16 protein-coding genes are annotated in these 17,268 nt (G+C 35.5%); 11 read left to right on the top strand and 5 right to left on the bottom strand.

Features of this window, described 5'->3' with window-relative positions; translation table 11 throughout:
* Nucleotides 1-130 precede the first annotated feature (130 nt).
* Nucleotides 131-640: a hypothetical protein gene (locus tag LKACC16343_RS02040; protein ID WP_056952250.1), complete on the top strand. Its 510-nt coding sequence runs from the start codon at nucleotides 131-133 to the stop codon at nucleotides 638-640.
* 350 nt (nucleotides 641-990) lie between these two features.
* Here the strand turns inward: LKACC16343_RS02040 and LKACC16343_RS14270 are convergent, their stop codons facing one another.
* Nucleotides 991-1,137, bottom strand: coding sequence for an SPJ_0845 family protein (locus tag LKACC16343_RS14270; protein WP_167593944.1), 147 nt, complete (start codon nucleotides 1,135-1,137; stop codon nucleotides 991-993).
* A gap of 203 nt (nucleotides 1,138-1,340) precedes the next feature.
* Between LKACC16343_RS14270 and uvrC the strand changes: the two genes are divergently transcribed.
* Together uvrC and map are read left to right on the top strand one after the other, a co-directional pair.
* Nucleotides 1,341-3,158, top strand: coding sequence for an excinuclease ABC subunit UvrC (gene uvrC / locus LKACC16343_RS02035; protein WP_056952253.1), 1,818 nt, complete (start codon nucleotides 1,341-1,343; stop codon nucleotides 3,156-3,158).
* Nucleotides 3,159-3,172: 14 nt separating this feature from the next.
* Entirely contained in the window at nucleotides 3,173-4,012 is an 840-nt protein-coding gene (gene map / locus LKACC16343_RS02030) for a type I methionyl aminopeptidase (RefSeq protein ID WP_056952256.1), read from the top strand.
* A gap of 39 nt (nucleotides 4,013-4,051) precedes the next feature.
* Here map and LKACC16343_RS02025 read toward each other — a convergent pair whose 3' ends face one another.
* Nucleotides 4,052-5,992, bottom strand: coding sequence for a hypothetical protein (locus LKACC16343_RS02025; protein ID WP_056952257.1), 1,941 nt, complete (start codon nucleotides 5,990-5,992; stop codon nucleotides 4,052-4,054).
* Between the two features lie 334 nt (nucleotides 5,993-6,326).
* Here LKACC16343_RS02025 and LKACC16343_RS02020 point away from each other — a divergent pair, with 334 nt between their 5' ends.
* Nucleotides 6,327-6,866 carry a GNAT family N-acetyltransferase gene (locus LKACC16343_RS02020; RefSeq protein WP_056952261.1) on the top strand — a complete coding sequence of 180 codons (540 nt, stop codon included), beginning with the start codon at nucleotides 6,327-6,329 and terminating at the stop codon, nucleotides 6,864-6,866.
* 104 nt (nucleotides 6,867-6,970) lie between these two features.
* Here the strand turns inward: LKACC16343_RS02020 and LKACC16343_RS02015 are convergent, their stop codons facing one another.
* From LKACC16343_RS02015 to LKACC16343_RS02005, 3 genes are read right to left on the bottom strand one after another with little or no spacing between them, the layout of a single operon-like run.
* The gene (locus LKACC16343_RS02015; RefSeq protein WP_056952263.1) at nucleotides 6,971-8,914 is read right to left on the bottom strand and encodes a PTS fructose transporter subunit IIABC; all 1,944 of its coding nucleotides are present in this window, start codon (nucleotides 8,912-8,914) and stop codon (nucleotides 6,971-6,973) included.
* A gap of 19 nt (nucleotides 8,915-8,933) precedes the next feature.
* On the bottom strand, nucleotides 8,934-9,854 hold the full coding sequence (gene pfkB / locus LKACC16343_RS02010) for a 1-phosphofructokinase (RefSeq protein ID WP_056952265.1): 921 nt from the start codon (nucleotides 9,852-9,854) through the stop codon (nucleotides 8,934-8,936).
* Entirely contained in the window at nucleotides 9,855-10,607 is a 753-nt protein-coding gene (locus LKACC16343_RS02005; protein ID WP_056952974.1) for a DeoR/GlpR family DNA-binding transcription regulator, read from the bottom strand.
* A 194-nt stretch (nucleotides 10,608-10,801) separates the two neighbouring features.
* On the opposite strand from LKACC16343_RS02005, the gene obgE reads away from it, so the two are divergent.
* The 7 genes from obgE to LKACC16343_RS01970 all read left to right on the top strand — a co-directional run bounded on the left by obgE (nucleotide 10,802) and on the right by LKACC16343_RS01970 (nucleotide 17,186).
* Nucleotides 10,802-12,082, top strand: coding sequence for a GTPase ObgE (obgE, locus tag LKACC16343_RS02000; protein ID WP_179207679.1), 1,281 nt, complete (start codon nucleotides 10,802-10,804; stop codon nucleotides 12,080-12,082).
* A gap of 12 nt (nucleotides 12,083-12,094) precedes the next feature.
* Nucleotides 12,095-14,020: an acyltransferase family protein gene (locus LKACC16343_RS01995; protein WP_056952270.1), complete on the top strand. Its 1,926-nt coding sequence runs from the start codon at nucleotides 12,095-12,097 to the stop codon at nucleotides 14,018-14,020.
* Nucleotides 14,021-14,040: 20 nt separating this feature from the next.
* Complete coding sequence (gene rnz, locus LKACC16343_RS01990) at nucleotides 14,041-14,967, top strand: ribonuclease Z (RefSeq protein ID WP_056952272.1); 927 nt, start codon at nucleotides 14,041-14,043, stop codon at nucleotides 14,965-14,967.
* A 14-nt stretch (nucleotides 14,968-14,981) separates the two neighbouring features.
* Entirely contained in the window at nucleotides 14,982-15,779 is a 798-nt protein-coding gene (locus LKACC16343_RS01985) for an SDR family NAD(P)-dependent oxidoreductase (protein WP_056952275.1), read from the top strand.
* Between the two features lie 14 nt (nucleotides 15,780-15,793).
* A complete protein-coding gene (locus LKACC16343_RS01980; RefSeq protein WP_056952277.1) occupies nucleotides 15,794-16,117 on the top strand; it encodes a lipopolysaccharide assembly protein LapA domain-containing protein in 324 nt (107 codons plus the stop codon).
* 87 nt (nucleotides 16,118-16,204) lie between these two features.
* Nucleotides 16,205-16,387, top strand: coding sequence for a 50S ribosomal protein L32 (gene rpmF, locus LKACC16343_RS01975; RefSeq protein WP_025085314.1), 183 nt, complete (start codon nucleotides 16,205-16,207; stop codon nucleotides 16,385-16,387).
* Between the two features lie 64 nt (nucleotides 16,388-16,451).
* On the top strand, nucleotides 16,452-17,186 hold the full coding sequence (locus tag LKACC16343_RS01970; RefSeq protein WP_056952279.1) for a hypothetical protein: 735 nt from the start codon (nucleotides 16,452-16,454) through the stop codon (nucleotides 17,184-17,186).
* The last annotated feature ends 82 nt before the right edge of the window (nucleotides 17,187-17,268 follow it).

Here is a 17,268-nt window from a genome sequence, read left to right as displayed (position 1 = left end):
TATCCCTAAATTAACTTAGAGATATTTTTTTATGCTCATTTTTAATGATGACTTATTTAAATATTTTAGTCTGGATAATTCGTTGTAATTTGTCTAGACCTTTGCTATCTTTTGTAGTTGGGGGAATTAAATGATAAGAATTTTACGATCCAAATTGTTAATTGCTTTTTTATGTACGTTATTAGTACTAATAGGTTATTTGTTGCTATCAAAAAATAAAGTAATTGGCAGTAACCGTGAAAATATTATTTTAGTAGGTGAAACGAAGCATAAGCAGAAGAGTATTTCGGAATTTAGTAATGAGAGTAAAAAATACTCTTATGTTTCTTTTGACAATTTATATGAGAATACAACTTTATATTTTGGATCGAAGATTTTTCAATTTGGACATATTAAAAAATTAGATCCAGAAGATAAGTATATGTTAGTGGCATTAGACGGTAATGACGCTTCAAGAGTTTGCAAGGTAAGATACACCGACTCAAATTTTGCTAGAAATATTAGTAGCTTGCAGGAAGATGACACTGTAAAGTTCTACGGTGAAGTTCTTTCAGTCGACAATTATATCAATGAAAAGGGTCGTCAAATTAGACGTCCCGTGATAGCTGCTAATTTCATACAATTAAAAATAAACAAATAAGGGGAAATCATGAAATTATACAGTAGCATCTTAGATGATAATTTTGAATATTTGATGTTTCAAGAATTAATCGATTTAAGAAAAATGGAATCAGAAGTACTTCCAGACTAGTTGTAAGCTCAATTGTCAGGAAACAGTTTATGCAGAGGTGAAAATAATAGTCCCAATAACTTGAAGCTAAGTTGTTGGGACTATTATTTTTGAACACAAAAAACCCTCCAAGTTTTGGATGGCAAATATCCAAAATGGAGGGCACACATTTTATATCAAAAGGGTTCTTAAAGAAATAGTAAAAATTAAATGGCATTTCACTTATGAGAAGTGACATCAAACAAGAGAAGTTTTAATTACTACTTTTTAGATTCCTTTTTATTCTTAGCAGATTTCTTATCTGCGGAATCTACGCGTTTTTCGTTTTCTTTTACATCATCGGGAAGAGAGGCAAACTTATCAAACAAACTGCCAAAATCACTTTCGCGTTTCACTGTTAAGCCCATCGGTATCAGCCCCTTTCAGGTTTCTTTATATCTATTGTTATTATATAGCCTTTCAAAAAGAATAACAATTATTTAGGTAAATTAAATTAGTTAATTTTTTTATGGTGATAGGTATCTTTAACCAAATATGTCACTTCATTTGACAATTATTCAGATTAACTTAAGATTAAATAAGTTCGGACTATAAGAGGGAGGGATATTTATTGGCAACTGAATATCTTGAACATAAATTAAGCCTCTTACCACCACGTCCTGGATGTTATTTAATGAAGGACATTAATTCTAAAATTATTTATGTGGGTAAGGCTAAAAATTTACGTAATCGGGTACGTTCTTATTTTAAGAGTTCACATGAGGGTAAGACTGCTCGCTTAGTATCAGAGATTCGTGATTTTGAAACAATTATTACTTCCAACGATAAGGAAGCTTTTTTGTTGGAAATTACTTTAATTCAAAAGCATCAACCGTATTACAATATTAAATTAAAACGTGGTACAGGCTATCCATACATTAAAATCACTAACGAACGTGATCCTAAGATGGAGATTACAGGCTTGGTTAAGAAGGATGGTGCTTACTATTTCGGTCCTTATCCTAATGTTTGGGCAGCTTCTAATACCCTAAACTTTTTGCAAAAAGTCTATCCATTACGCAGATGTCAGGGGAACTTAGGTCGGCCTTGTTTGTACTACCATATGGGGCAGTGTTTAGGGGCCTGTTTTCAAACGGTTCCTAAAGAAAAGTATGATCAACAGATTGAAAAGATCAAAAAGTTTTTAGGTGGTAACGTTGGTGAGATTAAACATCAACTGGAAGATCGTATGGAAACGGCTTCAGAAAAACTAGAATTTGAAAGAGCTGCCGAATTAAGAGACCAAATTAAATATATTGAAACTACAGTTGAAAAACAAAAAATCATTTCTAATGATAGTACGCCTAGAGATATTTTTAATTATTATGTCGAAAAAGGTTGGATTTCAATTCAAATCTTCTTTATTCGTCAAGCTCGTTTAATGAAGCGTGAGAAAAAAGTTTTCGCTTGCATCAATACACCGGAAGAAGAATTATCGACTTTTATCCTACAGTTCTATAATCGTCGAAATCAGGTTTTGCCTAAAGAAATTTTGGTGCCTGATAATTTAGATAAAGATACCTTGTCTCAAGTTTTAAATATTCCATTTAGAACACCTCAGCGTGGTCAAAAACGAGATCTAATGGATATGGCGGCTGAGAATTCCAAATTGGTTCTACAAGAAAAGTTCCGATTAATGGAATTGGATAATCGCCAAACTTATGGTGCTCAGAAACAGATTTTTGAGGCACTTGATTTGCCTTATGGTCATATCATTGAATCATTTGACCACTCACATATACAGGGGACCAATCCGGTATCAGCAATGGTCATGTTTAAAGATGGCCGTCCAGAAAAGAGTGGCTATCGAAAGTATAAAATTAAAGGTGAGGTTGAACATCAGTCAGGTGCTGACGAGGCAGCCAATACGCGTGAAGTCATTTATCGACGCTATTCACGTTTAATTAAGGAAGATGATCCTTTACCAGATTTGATTTTGATGGATGGTGGTATCATCGAATTGCGTGCTGTGATGGATGTTCTCACTAATGAATTAGGAATTAATATACCTGTAGCGGGAATGGTCAAGGATGATCACCATAATACTTCACATTTAATTGTCGGTGAAGAGGGAATTGAGGTACCATTAGACCGTAAGAGTCAAGGTTTCTACTTACTACAGAGAATTCAAGATGAAGTGCACCGTTTTGCGATTACTTTCCATCGAAAGACGCGGAGCAAAAATGCTTTATCTTCGCAACTTGATAATATTCAGGGAGTGGGTCCTAAGACAAGAACAAAATTGTTAAAGAAGTTTGGGTCGGTTAAGAAGATGAAAGAGGCTTCTGTTGAGCAACTGACTGATCTGGGAATTCCTAAAACGACGGCACAAACAATTAAAATAACGCTAGCAAGTACAGATTTTCATAAGAAGTATCATAAAGGTTAAAAGGGAGAGATTTGATGATTACATTGAAATCAGAACGAGAAATTGAAGGTATGCGTGAATCAGGTAAAATATTAGCCGGAGTCCATTTAGGCCTACGTGATATGATTAAACCTGGTATTTCAGCATACTCAATTGAGGAATTTGCTAATGATTATATTGTTAGTCATGGTGCAGTTCCTTCTGAAAAGGGATTTGAAGGTTATAAATATGCTACTTGTGTGGATGTAAATGATGAAGTTGCACATGGTACACCACGTAAGGATTTGATTTTAAAAGAGGGCGACCTAGTTAAAGTAGACATGACCGTTAGCTATAAGGGCTATCAAAGTGATTCTTGCTGGAGTTATGCCGTCGGTTCAGTTAGTCAAGAAACATCCGATTTGATGGAAGTTACTAAAAAGTCACTATACTTAGGAATTGCTCAAAGTATTGAGGGTAATCGATTAGGTGATATTGGATATGCTATTCAACATTACACTGAAGATGAACATGGTTACGGGGATGTCAGAGAACTTTGTGGACATGGTATTCAACCAACAATGCATGAACAACCTGATGTTTTGCATTATGGTGAACCAGGCAAAGGATTACGTCTTAAGAATGGTATGACAATTACAATTGAACCTATGATTAATGAGGGAACATGGGAAATTGTTGATCGCTCATTGAAGGATCCTAACGATGATTGGATCTACTATGCTAGTGCTGATGGTTCATGGTCTGCACAATATGAACATACTTTGGCTATTACAGAAGATGGTCCCAAGATTTTAACCTCACAAGATGCTGCTGAAGATGAGAAATATCTCAGTTGGGCACGTAAATATTTAAAAGAACATAATCAAATGAAATAATTAAAAAAACAGTCCGTAAAAGGGCTGTTTTTTTTCGACTTATTTTCTAATAACATCGTTAAGAGCGATGAATTCATCAGTAGCAACACGATAGTACTTTTCTTCATTATCGCCTAAGTAGGCAATACGGTCGTATTTCCAAGATGAATGAGCGCCTAGGCCACGGTTAGAAATTAATTTAGCATCAGAACTAACCAAACTGGTAAATTCTTTATCTTTAGTTTCAACAATGCCTGATTCAACTTGGTAACGATAAACGGTCTTAGCATCAACCCATTCGTTTGTGGCAACGCGGTAGTAAATTTTACCATTTACCTTAATAGTTTGATCAAACTTCCAATCAGAATGCTTACCCAATTCTTTGTTGGTAATAGGCTTCATTTTGCCTTTTTCCAATTGGTACAATTTAACGTATTGTTTCATAGTACCAACGAATCCATTCATTTTATCTGGATTAGGGTTTGGAGCCGGATTGGGGTTTGGAGCTGGATTAGGGTTTGGAGCTGGGCTAGGATCTGGAGTCGGATTAGGACTTGGCTCAGGATTAGTAATTGGTGGCTTAGTGGAACCTGCACCTTCATCATCCTTAATTAAACTATATTTTACTTTTTCGTTAGTAGTAATAGTGCCGTCTTCATTTACCTTGGCGGTAACAGTTTTTTTATCCGATTCGTAACCTTCAATTTGAGGTACATCGACAAGAATGGTTTCACCTTTTTTACCGGTAACATTTAGAACCGTTTGCAATCCAAGATTAGAATTGATGTGTACGTTAGAAGTTACGGTAGAATTAGCTTCTTCTTCAGAGTAACCATCTGATTCATAGTAAATAGAGATGGTTTGTTTACGGCCAGCAAATAAATGGTGTATATCCATGTCACGAATATAATAATGTAGAGCTTGATTAAAAAAATCTTCAGTTGTGGGTTCATCTATCCAGTTATTTCCAACGTCAAAAATAGTTTGATGGAAGGCCTTACCAGACATCGTGGTTACACCCAATTGTGGGAAATAAGAGTAATTCACGTCAGTATGTGTCTTATTATTATTTAGTTTAGCTGTTGATGGATCTGGTAATTTTTCACCAGTCTGCTTAGAAAGCTTTGTATAAATATCAGCCGTAAGGCTCTGCTTGGAGAAAATTTTACCGTCCAAATAGACATTTAAATTAAAAATAGTCGGTTCAGCTTTTTCTAATTTAACAGTAAATTCGGCATTGTCCTTGTTAATCTTGTCAGGATCATATTCTTTAACAATTGGCTCTTCTTTAAAACTTATTTCGGCCGGATTTGAAGGGTTCACGACATTAGCAATATTATCAAAATCAATAGAAACAGCGTCAAAATGTCCCTTTAATAAATAGTCCTTTTGGAGAGAGACTAAATCTTCAACTGTGAAATCTTGTTCACCGGATCCAAGAGTATCATCATGAATCTTTTGATAAATTTCTTCACCAGTATCTTTGAAAATATAATGAACATTGGCATCGCCATGCATTAGTTCGTAGGTAATATGATTAACTTTTTTAGAATCATCTAGTAGAGAAAGTGTCTGAGTACTGTCGTCATACTGTAGTTGCATGTCTGAACTAACGCTTTCGTAGCTAAGAGAACCTCCCCAACTAGTAGTAATTTCTAAGTCATCAACTTGGAAATTGGTTTCTTTATTAGCCTTTAATTCAGCAATTTCTTTGTCATTAAGATTAACGTAGATATCATCTAATTTAGTATTAACATCTTTATTTGTAGAAGGGATTACGATGCTGGTGTCAGCATTTAATTGATCCGATGAGATTTTATCGCTTAATTTAATCTTGTTAGTACGTGGTTCTTGATTATTAGTACTTTCACCTTCCTGTTTATTTGTATTCTGAACAACTTCAGTTTGGATAGTCTGTGCGTTAACAACCGATTGTTGTACGATTGGGGCCGCAAAACCTCCTAAAATAATGGCTGATAGTAAGATTGTTTTCTTTTTCATAATAAACTCCTTGCGTTTTGTGGTAGGGAATTTTCAAACCATTAGGTTTGTAAGTGGTTTCAGTATAACAGAGAAAATCACTCTGTAAGCGCTAAATAACGTGTTATATCAACAAAAAATGGCAATTCAAAAATTGTTTTATGGAAAATTATTTCAGATAATGGGAAAAGAATTATAAAAGCTAATGAGAATAAAAAAGGATAAGAATTCAGTAATCGAGTTGAACTACTGAATTCTTATCTCATATATTTTAAGATTAGATTTTTTAAAATTTTTGCTTTATCCGAAATAAAGGATAAAAATAATATTAATTAAGATAAAGAAGGTAAGTACGATGTTATCTTGCAAAGTATCAGATGATATTAAATTGGCAGTACCAAGACCTAAAATTGACGGTCCCAAGTTATTCAACTTGTTGGATGGGCAACGAGAATATTTTGAATATTATTTACCATGGTTAAAGCTAACCAAAGTGGCGAATGATGAAGTTGAGTTTTTACAAATGACTAACCGTCATATGGGGACGAATGATTCACTAAACCTTATAATTTGGTATCAAAATGAAATTGCTGGAATGATTAGTTTTAATCAGTTTGATCATTTACGGGCTAGTGCTGATATTGGCTATTGGTTGGGTAAGAAGTTTCAGGGGAGAGGTATTACGACAAGAGCAGTACAATGTTTTGCTAACTTAGGTTTTGAAGATTATGGGTTAAATCGTGTCATAATCCAAGCAGCTGTTGATAATGAAGCTAGTAATGCGGTGGCTAAAAGAGCGGGCTTTATTTTGGAGGGAACATTACGCCAAAACGAATTATTGGACGATGGTTTTCATGATGAAAATCTATATAGTTTGCTTAAAGAAGATTTATAGTAGTAGCTCCAATTGGAGGCTTTTAGTAATTCCTTCTAAATAAAAAAACTATTTAGCTAACTTTTCAGCCAGTTAAATAGTTTTTTGTCCGTTTATAACGGGATTTATTTATTTTCTTTTTTAGCAGGTTTCCAAACACCGTAGATAACACCAGAAATTACAGCACCGATAACAACAGCTAATAAGTAAAGTAATGGTTTGTTAGCTAATGGTGTAACGAAGATACCACCGTGAGGAGCAGGAACATTAACACCCCATAGTTGTGTCAAGCCACCACCGATAGCAGAACCGATAACACTTGATACGATAACGTGCAATGGATCTCCGGCAGCAAATGGAATAGCACCTTCAGTAATGAATGATAAACCTAAAATATAGTTTGAAAGACCAGCTTGTCTTTCTTGTTCAGTAAACTTGTTCTTCCAGAATGTTGTTGCAATAGCAATAGCTAGAGGAGGAACCATACCACCAACCATGACGGCAGCCATCAAAGCACCATCTTGAGTTGCAGTAAATGTACCAATGGCGAATGTGTAAGCAGCCTTGTTGAAAGGACCACCCATATCGATAGACATCATACCACCAAGCAATGTACCTAAGATAACGGCATTACCAGTACCCATTGATTCTAGGAAGTGAGTAATAGCAGCGTTAACAACAGCAAAGATTGGATCAACAGCGAAGTACATGATAGCTCCAGTGAAGAGCAATCCTAATACTGGATAAATCAAGATAGTCTTAAGACCAGCTAATGAATGAGGTAGATTCTTGAGCCATTTCTTTAAGAAAACAACAACCCATCCAGCAATGAAACCAGCTAGAAGACCACCGATAAAACCGGCAGGACTCTTGGAACTAACTACAGAAGCTGTAGCTTGGGAAGCCATGTAACCACCAACGAAACCAGGTAGCAAGGCAGGACGATCACCGATTGAAACCGCAATGTAGGCGGCTAGAACAGGGATCAAGAAACTGAAGGCGTAATTACCAACATTATTAAAGAAGAGGAACCATTGTGAATGAGCACCAACGGAGTTTTCCAATAGGAAGGAAATGGCCATTAAGATACCACCACCAACAACGAATGGAAGCATATTAGAAATACCATTCATTAAATCAGCGTAGATTCTTGACCAAAGTGACTTCTTTTCTTCAGTGTCTTCTTTTTCTGCGGTAGCACCACCTTCAGCATGGAAGACGGGAGCCTTTTGTTCAACAGCTAAGTTGATTAATTCTTCGGCTTTGTTGATACCATCACTAACAGGACGGTTAACTAAGTGCTTGCCATCAAAACGAGGCATGTCAACTTTCTTGTCAGCAGCAATGATAACACCATCGGCACGGTTGATTTCGTCAGCAGTTAACTTGTGCTTAACACCTTCGGAACCATTAGTTTCAACCTTAATATCAATGCCCATTTTTTCAGCTTGTTCTTTTAGAGCAGCTTCAGCCATGTATGTATGAGCAATACCAGTAGGGCAAGCCGTAACAGCAACGACGTAAGGTTTCTTGTCATCAGAATCACTAGCTTGAGCAGCAGCTGCTGCTTTAGCTTTTTCTTTCTCTTCGTCAGCTTTATCCTTAGCTTCTTTTTCCTTCATAGCCTTGTCAAATAATTCTTGAACTTCATCAGCTGTTTGGGCATTCTTTAAGTTCTTGACCAATTCAGGATTGATTAGAAGTGATGATAGTGCGGCAAGAGCTTGCAAGTGAAGATTGTCAGCACCATCTGGAGCAGCAATCATAAAGAATAGGTAGGCTGGTTGGCCATCTAGTGATTTATAATCAATACCCTTAGCACTTTTAGCGAATAAAACTGTAGCACGTTTAACGGCTTTATCACGAGCATGTGGCATGGCAATTCCTTCACCGATACCGGTACTAGTTTGTGCTTCACGCTTTAAAATATCTGCTTTGTATAATTCTTTGTCATCAATAACGCCAACTTGATAGTACTTATCAACCATTTCTTCAATGGCATCCTCTTTAGTAGTAGCTTTCAAGTCCATAATCATGGCGTCTTTTAACAATAGTTGCTTTAAGTCCATTATTAAGAGTCCCCCTCAATTAGATTTCTGTAATAGAAATTTCCTTATAAACTTCGTCAATCTTTTCTTTAATAGCTATGTCTTGACTGAAGGCAGTAGCTGATCCACAAGCAGCACCCATGTGGAAACTCTCGATAGGATCGTTTGTTTCCATGAATGTACCAGCAAATCCGGCAATCATTGAGTCACCAGCACCAACTGAATTGATAACAGTTCCCTTAGGTGCATTAGCCTTGTAAGCTTTATCTTTGGTAACCAGTAAAGCACCATCTCCAGCCATAGAAACTAGGACGTGCTTAGCTCCTTTGTCCAAAAGCTTTCTAGCATAAGTAATGATTTCTTGCTCATCCTTGAAAGTAACGTTGAATAAGTCAGCTAATTCATGGTGATTTGGTTTTACGACTAATGGATGTAATGGCAAAGTATCCAAGAGAGCTTGACCAGTAGTATCAATGATAAATTCAGCACCTTGTTTTTGAATCTTTTCAGCAATATCTAAATAAAAATTAGTATTGAGATTTCTGGAAAGGCTTCCAGCCATGACAACGATGTCGCCTTTACCAATTTCACTTAAGTTATTCATGAAGTTAGTTTGTTCTTCATCACTGATGACAGGACCGGCACCATTAATTTCAGTTTCTTCATTTTGTTCAGTAGCGTTGATTTTGACATTGATACGAGTGTCTTCTTTAACTCTAGTAAAGGAAGTCTTTAGATTATGTTGAGAAAGTAATTCTTCAAACATTGAACCTGTGGCACCACCAACAAAACCAAGTGCTGTGGAATCAATATTAAGTTCCTTCATGATTCTAGAAACATTGATTCCTTTTCCTCCAGGAAGTTTAACATCGTTTTGAGTACGGTTAACTTCACCAGTATTTAAATTCTTCAATTGCAAAACATAATCAATTGAAGGATTAACTGTAATTGTATAGATCAACTAGATTGCCTCCGTTATCTTAGTAAATTTTTTCAAAGCATTAGCTTCTTTTTCTGATAGTCTGCTTGTTATTAATGGAACTTCATCTAAAGTTGCAAAACGACTAAAACTAACTTGCGAAAACTTGGAACTATCGGATAGTACATAAGATTGATTCGATTGTGTGATCGCCAAACTCTTAATGGCTGCTTCTTCAGGATCTGGCGTTGTGTAGCCAGCGTCAATAGAAAAGCCGTTAGTACCGAGAAAAGCACGATCAAAATGATACTTTTCAAGTGTTTGAATGATATTCGCACCAATCAATGCTTTTGTAGATGATTTTAACTTTCCCCCAGGAAGAAATGTGTTCACGTTGTAATCGGCCAACATCGAAGCGTTATCGACACTATTGGTAATGACTAACAAGTCGTTATGTTCTATTAAGTAAGGAATCATGAATTGAATGGTGGTTCCGGAATCTAAAAAGATTACCTCATGATTTCTAACTAAACTTGCGGCTGTTTGACCAATCAACTTCTTTTCATTAATATGTACAGCTGCTTTCTGGGAAAGGGCTGGTTCCTCATGTAATGAAATGACGTTTTGAGCACCGCCGTGAATTCGTAATAATTTGTGACAATTCTCAAGATCTTGCAAATCACGACGCAAGGTAGATTCAGAAGCACCCGTTAATGGAATTAAATCGTGGAGTTTGACAATATTGTGTATTTTTAATTGTTCTAAAATAATTTGTTGTCTTTCTTCAGTAAGCACTTTCATCACCTCGCAAAAAATATAATACCTCCATATTCGTTCAAAATCAATCATAAAAACTCAGAATCTTTCAAAATCTTCCAAAAGATATTAACCAATTAATAAATTACTGGACAATCAATTCTACTTCAAAGTATTATGAAGTATGTTTTTGTGCTAAAATTTAGAAATGATAATTAAGTTTAGAAAGGGGGATTTTAATGTTTGTAGATAACGTTAAAATCACCGTAAAATCTGGTAAGGGTGGAGACGGCGCTGTTGCCTTCCGCCACGAAAAGTATGTACCACTTGGCGGACCTTCAGGTGGAGACGGTGGTCGCGGAGGCGACATAATTTTAAAGGCTAATGAAGGCATGAATACCTTGATGGACTTTAGATATAAGAGAATTTTTAAAGCTCAACCTGGTCAAAATGGCCAAATTAAAGGAATGTATGGTCACAAGGCTGATCCAGTTTACATTGTCGTTCCTACAGGAACATCAGTTTATGATGAAGATAGTGGTAGATTAGTTGGAGATTTGACTGAAAACAATCAAGAATTAGTCGTTGCTAAAGGTGGCGATGGTGGACGTGGTAATATTCACTTTGCTACTTCTAAGAACCAAGCACCAGAAGTAGCCGAAAACGGTGAACCCGGTCAAGAGAAGCATTTGAAGCTCGAATTGAAATTGATTGCGGATGTTGGTTTAGTTGGATTCCCATCTGTTGGGAAATCTACCTTATTATCTGTAGCAACTTCAGCTAAGCCTAAGATTGCTGCATATCACTTTACGACTTTATCTCCTAATTTAGGGATGGTTAAGTTGGAAAATGGTCAAGATTTTGTTATTGCCGATTTACCGGGATTGATCGAAGGTGCTTCTAATGGTGTTGGTTTGGGAATTCAATTCTTACGTCACGTTGAAAGAACTAGAGTCATCCTACATTTAGTTGATATGGATCCTAACAATGGTCGTGAACCTTACGATGATTATTTAGCTATCCGTAAAGAATTAGGTAATTACGATGTAAATGTTTTGAAACGTCCAGAAATTATTGTACCAACTAAGTTAGATATTCCTGGTTCTGAAGAACGCTTGGCAGAATTTAAGGAGAAATTGGATGCCAATGCCGATATTTTCCCTATTTCAAGTATTCAACATACTGGTGTTAAAGATCTAATGAACCATACCAGTGAAGTACTATCTAAAGCAGAACCAATTCACTTTGATGTACAAGCTGATGATTCTAAGGAATACAATTTTGAGCCAGAGAAGAAACAATTTACTATTGAAAAAGATGCCGAACATAGCTTTGTTGTTAAGGGTGATCGAGTTGAATTGCTCCTTCAAAGAACTAATTTGGATCATCAAGATGGAATCATGCGTTTTGCTAGACAATTGAAGTCAATGGGTATTGAAGATGCCTTGATTGAGGCAGGGGCCGAATCAGGTGATTCAGTTACAATTCTTGACTTTACTTTTGAATTTATTTAGGGGCTAGAAATAATGAATAAATCACCGAAAAGAAGATTTATTACTGGATTTGATGGACTACGTACTTTAGGGGTTATAGGTGTTATCATGTATCACTTAAATCCTAATGTTTTTTCCGGTGGATATTTGGGAGTTCCAATTTTCTTCCTGATATCTGGATACTTAATCACAGATCATTTCTTTAATACTGTAGATTATGGTGGTTCGTTTTCATTAAGTAATTTTTATCTAAAAAGAGTAAAAAGATTGTACCCAGGAATGCTATTTGTATTATTGGCATCCGGTGCATATATTGTTTTGTTTTTGAAGAACTTGCTATACCATTTCGATCAGATTTTTGTGACAAATGTTTTGAATGTTTATAATTGGTGGCAAATTTTTAATGGTCAGTCGTATTTTGAACGATTTGCCAATAATGAATCACCGTTTACACATTTATGGACATTGTCTATTGAAGGTCAATTTTATATTATTTGGCCAATTCTGTTGATTTTGTTTAGTAAATTCCATGTTAAAAAGGGTCGTATTTTTGGTTTCTCTTTGATTGTTTCCATTGCATCAGCAATTTGGATGGCAATTTTATTTAAACCAGGTGTTGATCCAAGTAGAATCTATTATGGTACTGACACAAGATTGTTCTCTATTCTTTTGGGATGCGGCTTGGCATTAGTTTGGCCTGCCGAGAAACTAAAAGAGGGTCTTAAAAAGTCTGATAAATGGAAATTGAATATTGTTGGTTTATTGTCATTGGCTTTAATGCTATTGATGATTTTCACAATTAAAGATTCTGATCCTTTCCTTTATCGTGGTGGAATGTTCATCTTCTCTGTCACAACATGTATCTTTATTGCGGTCGTAGCTCATCCAGATTCTATGTGGAATAGTTTGTTATCCAACAAGGTCTTCCATTATGTGGGCTCAAGAAGTTATGGATTATACCTATACCAATTTCCTGTTATGATCTTTTTTGAATCTAAATTTAAAAATGTTGCAGACCATCCGATTTTATATCCGGTGATTGAAGTTATTTTAATTGTCTTAGTAACTGAATTTTCATTCAGGTTTGTCGAACAACCTTTAGCTCATGCTAAGTGGAGCGACGTTAAGAATTTCTTCAAATCTTCAACGGGAATTCAACGTGTTTTGGCTCTAGTAATTGCATTAATCAGTATTACTGGTTGTTACAGTGTGGTTAAAGCAGTTAGTGCACCAAATCCTAACGTTAATCACAGTCAATTGGCTAATAAGATTAATAAGAATGAAAAAGCTAATAAGAAAAAGAAACAACAAGCCATTGAGAATTTGAAAAAAGCTAAAAAGAAACAGAATGCAACAGGTAAGATGTCAGCTGCTGATTATGCTAGATATAAGAAAGCTGCTAAAGATCATCCAATTAATACTGAGTTTGAAAAGTATGGTTTAACACAGATCGACTTACAGAGATTAAAGGATGTACCATTAACAGCTGTTGGTGATTCAGTTATGGCTGATGGTTCAGATAATTTCTTGAAGTTATTTGATGACAAGAAGGTTGTTGTTGATGCGGCAGTAAGTCGTCAATTGGCAGCCAGTCTAGATATCTTACAAAAGTACAAAGATCAAGGAGTCTTGGCACCTAATGTCTTGATTGGTTTAGGAACTAATGGACCATTCAATATGCAACAACTTGGACAGATCATGTCATTAGTTGGTCCACAACGTCATGTTTACTGGATCAATGTCCATGTTCCAACAAGACCATGGGAAAAGACTGTTAATGGTGTTCTGAGCCAAGCTCAAAGCAAGTATAAGAATTTGACCGTGATTGATTGGAATGGATATTCAAATGGACATACTGATTGGTTCTATGATGATAATGTCCATCCTAATCCAGATGGTTCAATGTATTACACATCCTTCGTGGCTAAAGAAATTTTGAAGTCATTGGATAAAAAGTAGAAGTAGAATAGGAATTTTTTATGGAATTAGAATTTTTAGGAACAGGCGCTGGCGTTCCATCAAAAGGTCGCAACGTTTCAAGTACAGCTCTAAAAATGCTGGATGAAAGGAACGAGGTGTGGCTGTTTGATGTCGGCGAGGCTACACAGCATCAGATTTTAAAAACAGCGATAAAGCCAAGAAAGATTACAAAGATTTTTATCACTCATTTACATGGAGATCATATCTTTGGTTTGCCAGGTTTATTATCCAGTCGTTCTAATCAAGGTGGAAATTCGCCTCTAGAAATATATGGACCAGTTGGGATAAAACTATTCGTTGAAACCTCTCTAAAGGTAACTGGCAGCAGATTAAGTTATCCCATCAAATATATTGAGATGAAAAATGGTGGAGAAATCTTCAATGATAAAACTTTCATCGTATATGCTGGTGAATTGAAGCATCGAGTAACTTGCTTTGGATATCGTGTTGTTGAAAAGCCAAGAACTGGTGAATTATTGGTGGATGATCTACAAAAGTACAATATTCCTAATGGTCCAATTTTTGGCCAATTGAAGGCTGGTAAAACAGTTACTCTAGAAGATGGTACAGTTCTGAATGGTAAGGACTTTATTGGTCCTGATAAACCAAGCAAGGTTGTTACGATCATTTCTGATACTCGCTATACTCCAGAGATTGATAAGTTGTCACAAGATGCGGACGTAATTGTTCACGAATCAACTTTTTCTAACGATGAAAAGAAACTAGCCTATAATTATTTCCATTCAACTGCCACTCAGGCAGCGGAAGTAGCCAAAAGATCTCATGCAAAAGGATTGATTTTGACACATATTTCTGCTAGATATACTGGTAGGGGTGCTTTAATTTTGCAAAGAGAAGCTCAAAGAATCTTTAAGAATACTAAAGTGGCTAGTGATTTTGATTTGTTTGAAGTTCCATTCAAATAGAAAAGAGGATGACAATGGTTAATTTATTGAATCAGACAGTTTTGGTTACAGGAGCATCTTCCGGAATTGGTAAGAATGTAGCTATCAATGCTGCTAAATCCGGTGCTAATCTAATTTTAGTAGCTCGTAATGAAGATAAATTGTTGCAGGTAAAGAATGAATGTATTCGTGTAGGTGCAGAGGGTGCTCGTCATGAATATTTGAGTGTTGACATGAGTGATCCGCAACAAATCACTGATGGAGTAAAAAGGGCTTTTGAGATCAATGATGATATTGATGTCTTGGTTAATGCCGCTGGCTTTGGTGATTTCTCTAATTATTTAGAGACAGACTTTGATAAGATTGAAAAAATGTTTCGTGTGAATGTTTTAGGTTTAATGTTGATGACTAGATTAGTTGCTAGCAAAATGGTTGATAATGGTCGTGGGCACATTTTTAACGTTGGTTCAATGGCTGGAAAGATCACAACTCCTAAATCAGCAGCGTATGCGGCTACTAAAGCAGCTGTAATCGCATTTTCAGACGGTCTAAGACTAGAATTGAAGCCACTAGGTGTATTTGTAACGACTATCAATCCAGGCCCTGTAGCAACCAATTTCTTCTCTGTAGCCGATCATAACGGAAACTATCTTGATTCAGTGAAGAACTTTGTACTTGATCCAAATAAATTAGCCTGGGAAATAGTTGATACGTTTAACAAAAATAAACGTGAAATCAATCGTCCACGTTATATGGAATTAGCTGCAGTACTTTATAAGTTAGCACCAAGTTTAGGGGATTATTTTGCTTCAACACTTGGAAATTGCAAATAATAGAGGGTTAAAAAATGAGTAATAATAATGGTAAACAATCAAGATTCGTCATTGGATTAGTTATAGCTTTGATTGTGGTAATCTTTGCTGTGTTGAATGTAGATCCAGTTACAGTCAGTTTTGGTTTTACAAGAGTGAAGTTGCCATTAATTATTTTAATTATTGTTTCGTTGCTTTTGGGAGCAGTAATCACATTGCTTTTAGCTAATACAGGTAACAAGAAAGAAAATAAACTTAATCGTCATGCACAAAAACAAATTTCCAACGTAAAAGTCTCTCATGATAACCAAATTGCGGATGCTTTAAAGGAAAATAATGTAAAAAAGCAAACAAAATAGGATTTTTGCTTGCTCTAATGTTTTTATGATAGTATTATATTAAACGTTAGATTTGATTAAGTAATATAAATAAAGGAGTTTTTAAATATGGCAGTTCCAAAGAGAAAATCATCAAAACAAAGAAAACGTCAAAGACGTGCACATATTAAATTGAACACACCAAACATGCAATTCGACGTTGCTACTGGTGAATATCGTTTAAGTCATCACGTTTCACCATCAGGTATGTACAAGGGTGAAAAAGTTATCAGTGATAACAAAGAAGCTTAATTAAAAGTCAAGTCAATTGGTCTTGGCTTTTTTTTAATATTTTTAATTGGATGGGGAAACAACTATGAAAAGATTAAAGTATTTATTGTTGTTGGTTATTCCGCTATTCTTTTTAATGCTCTCAGGGTGTTCAAAATTAAATTTATCAACGACTAAGAAGTCATATAGTGCGGATGGTTTAGTTTCTGTGGTTAAAGGCCAAGCTAGTAATTATAAGAAGCTGACCTATACGGTTAATGGCGAAACTAAGAAAGTAGCTGTAGACGGTGGACATTTTGCTATCTCTGTACCTGTTTCAGCAAGTGATCAGAATGTTAGGATCAAAGCTGTGAATGGTAACAAGACAGAGACTAAGTTAGTTAAAGTAAAAAAAGCTAAGGCACTTGAAGATTACCTGACTTTTGCGCAATCGTATAATTATACATTGCTATCATTAGGACAACAAAATGATCAATTACAATTAATTTCTAAAAATGGAATTATAACGCATAAGAAGAATGATGGAACGAAGTGGTATTATAACGTTCAAAATAACCAATTAATGGGAATTGCAACAAAGTTCTCTTATAAAGATCTCAAATCTAAGACTGGTCAAAAGAATTTTGCTACAGATTTGATGATCGTTTCCAAGTTATTAGGAGCTGATGGTAAGAAGGTTTTAAAGGATTTTGCTAAGCAAACTAAGAATGCTGACAAGAATTCTACTAAGACTTCAATGGATACAATTACTTCTAAGGGAGTTAATTATAATATTAATTTGACGACTAAAGATTTCTATATGTACATCACTAAGTATTAATTTACTTACAAAATAAAAACTTCAACTCTGAAAATTGAGTTGAAGTTTTTTAGTTATAATTTAGAAGTTTTAATGGCACAAA

The organism is Companilactobacillus bobalius (assembly GCF_002179915.1).
GTDB classification, from domain to species: Bacteria; Bacillota; Bacilli; order Lactobacillales; family Lactobacillaceae; genus Companilactobacillus; species Companilactobacillus bobalius.
Note: the sequence above shows the minus strand (reverse complement) of the source record. Positions and strands in the feature narration are given on the sequence as shown.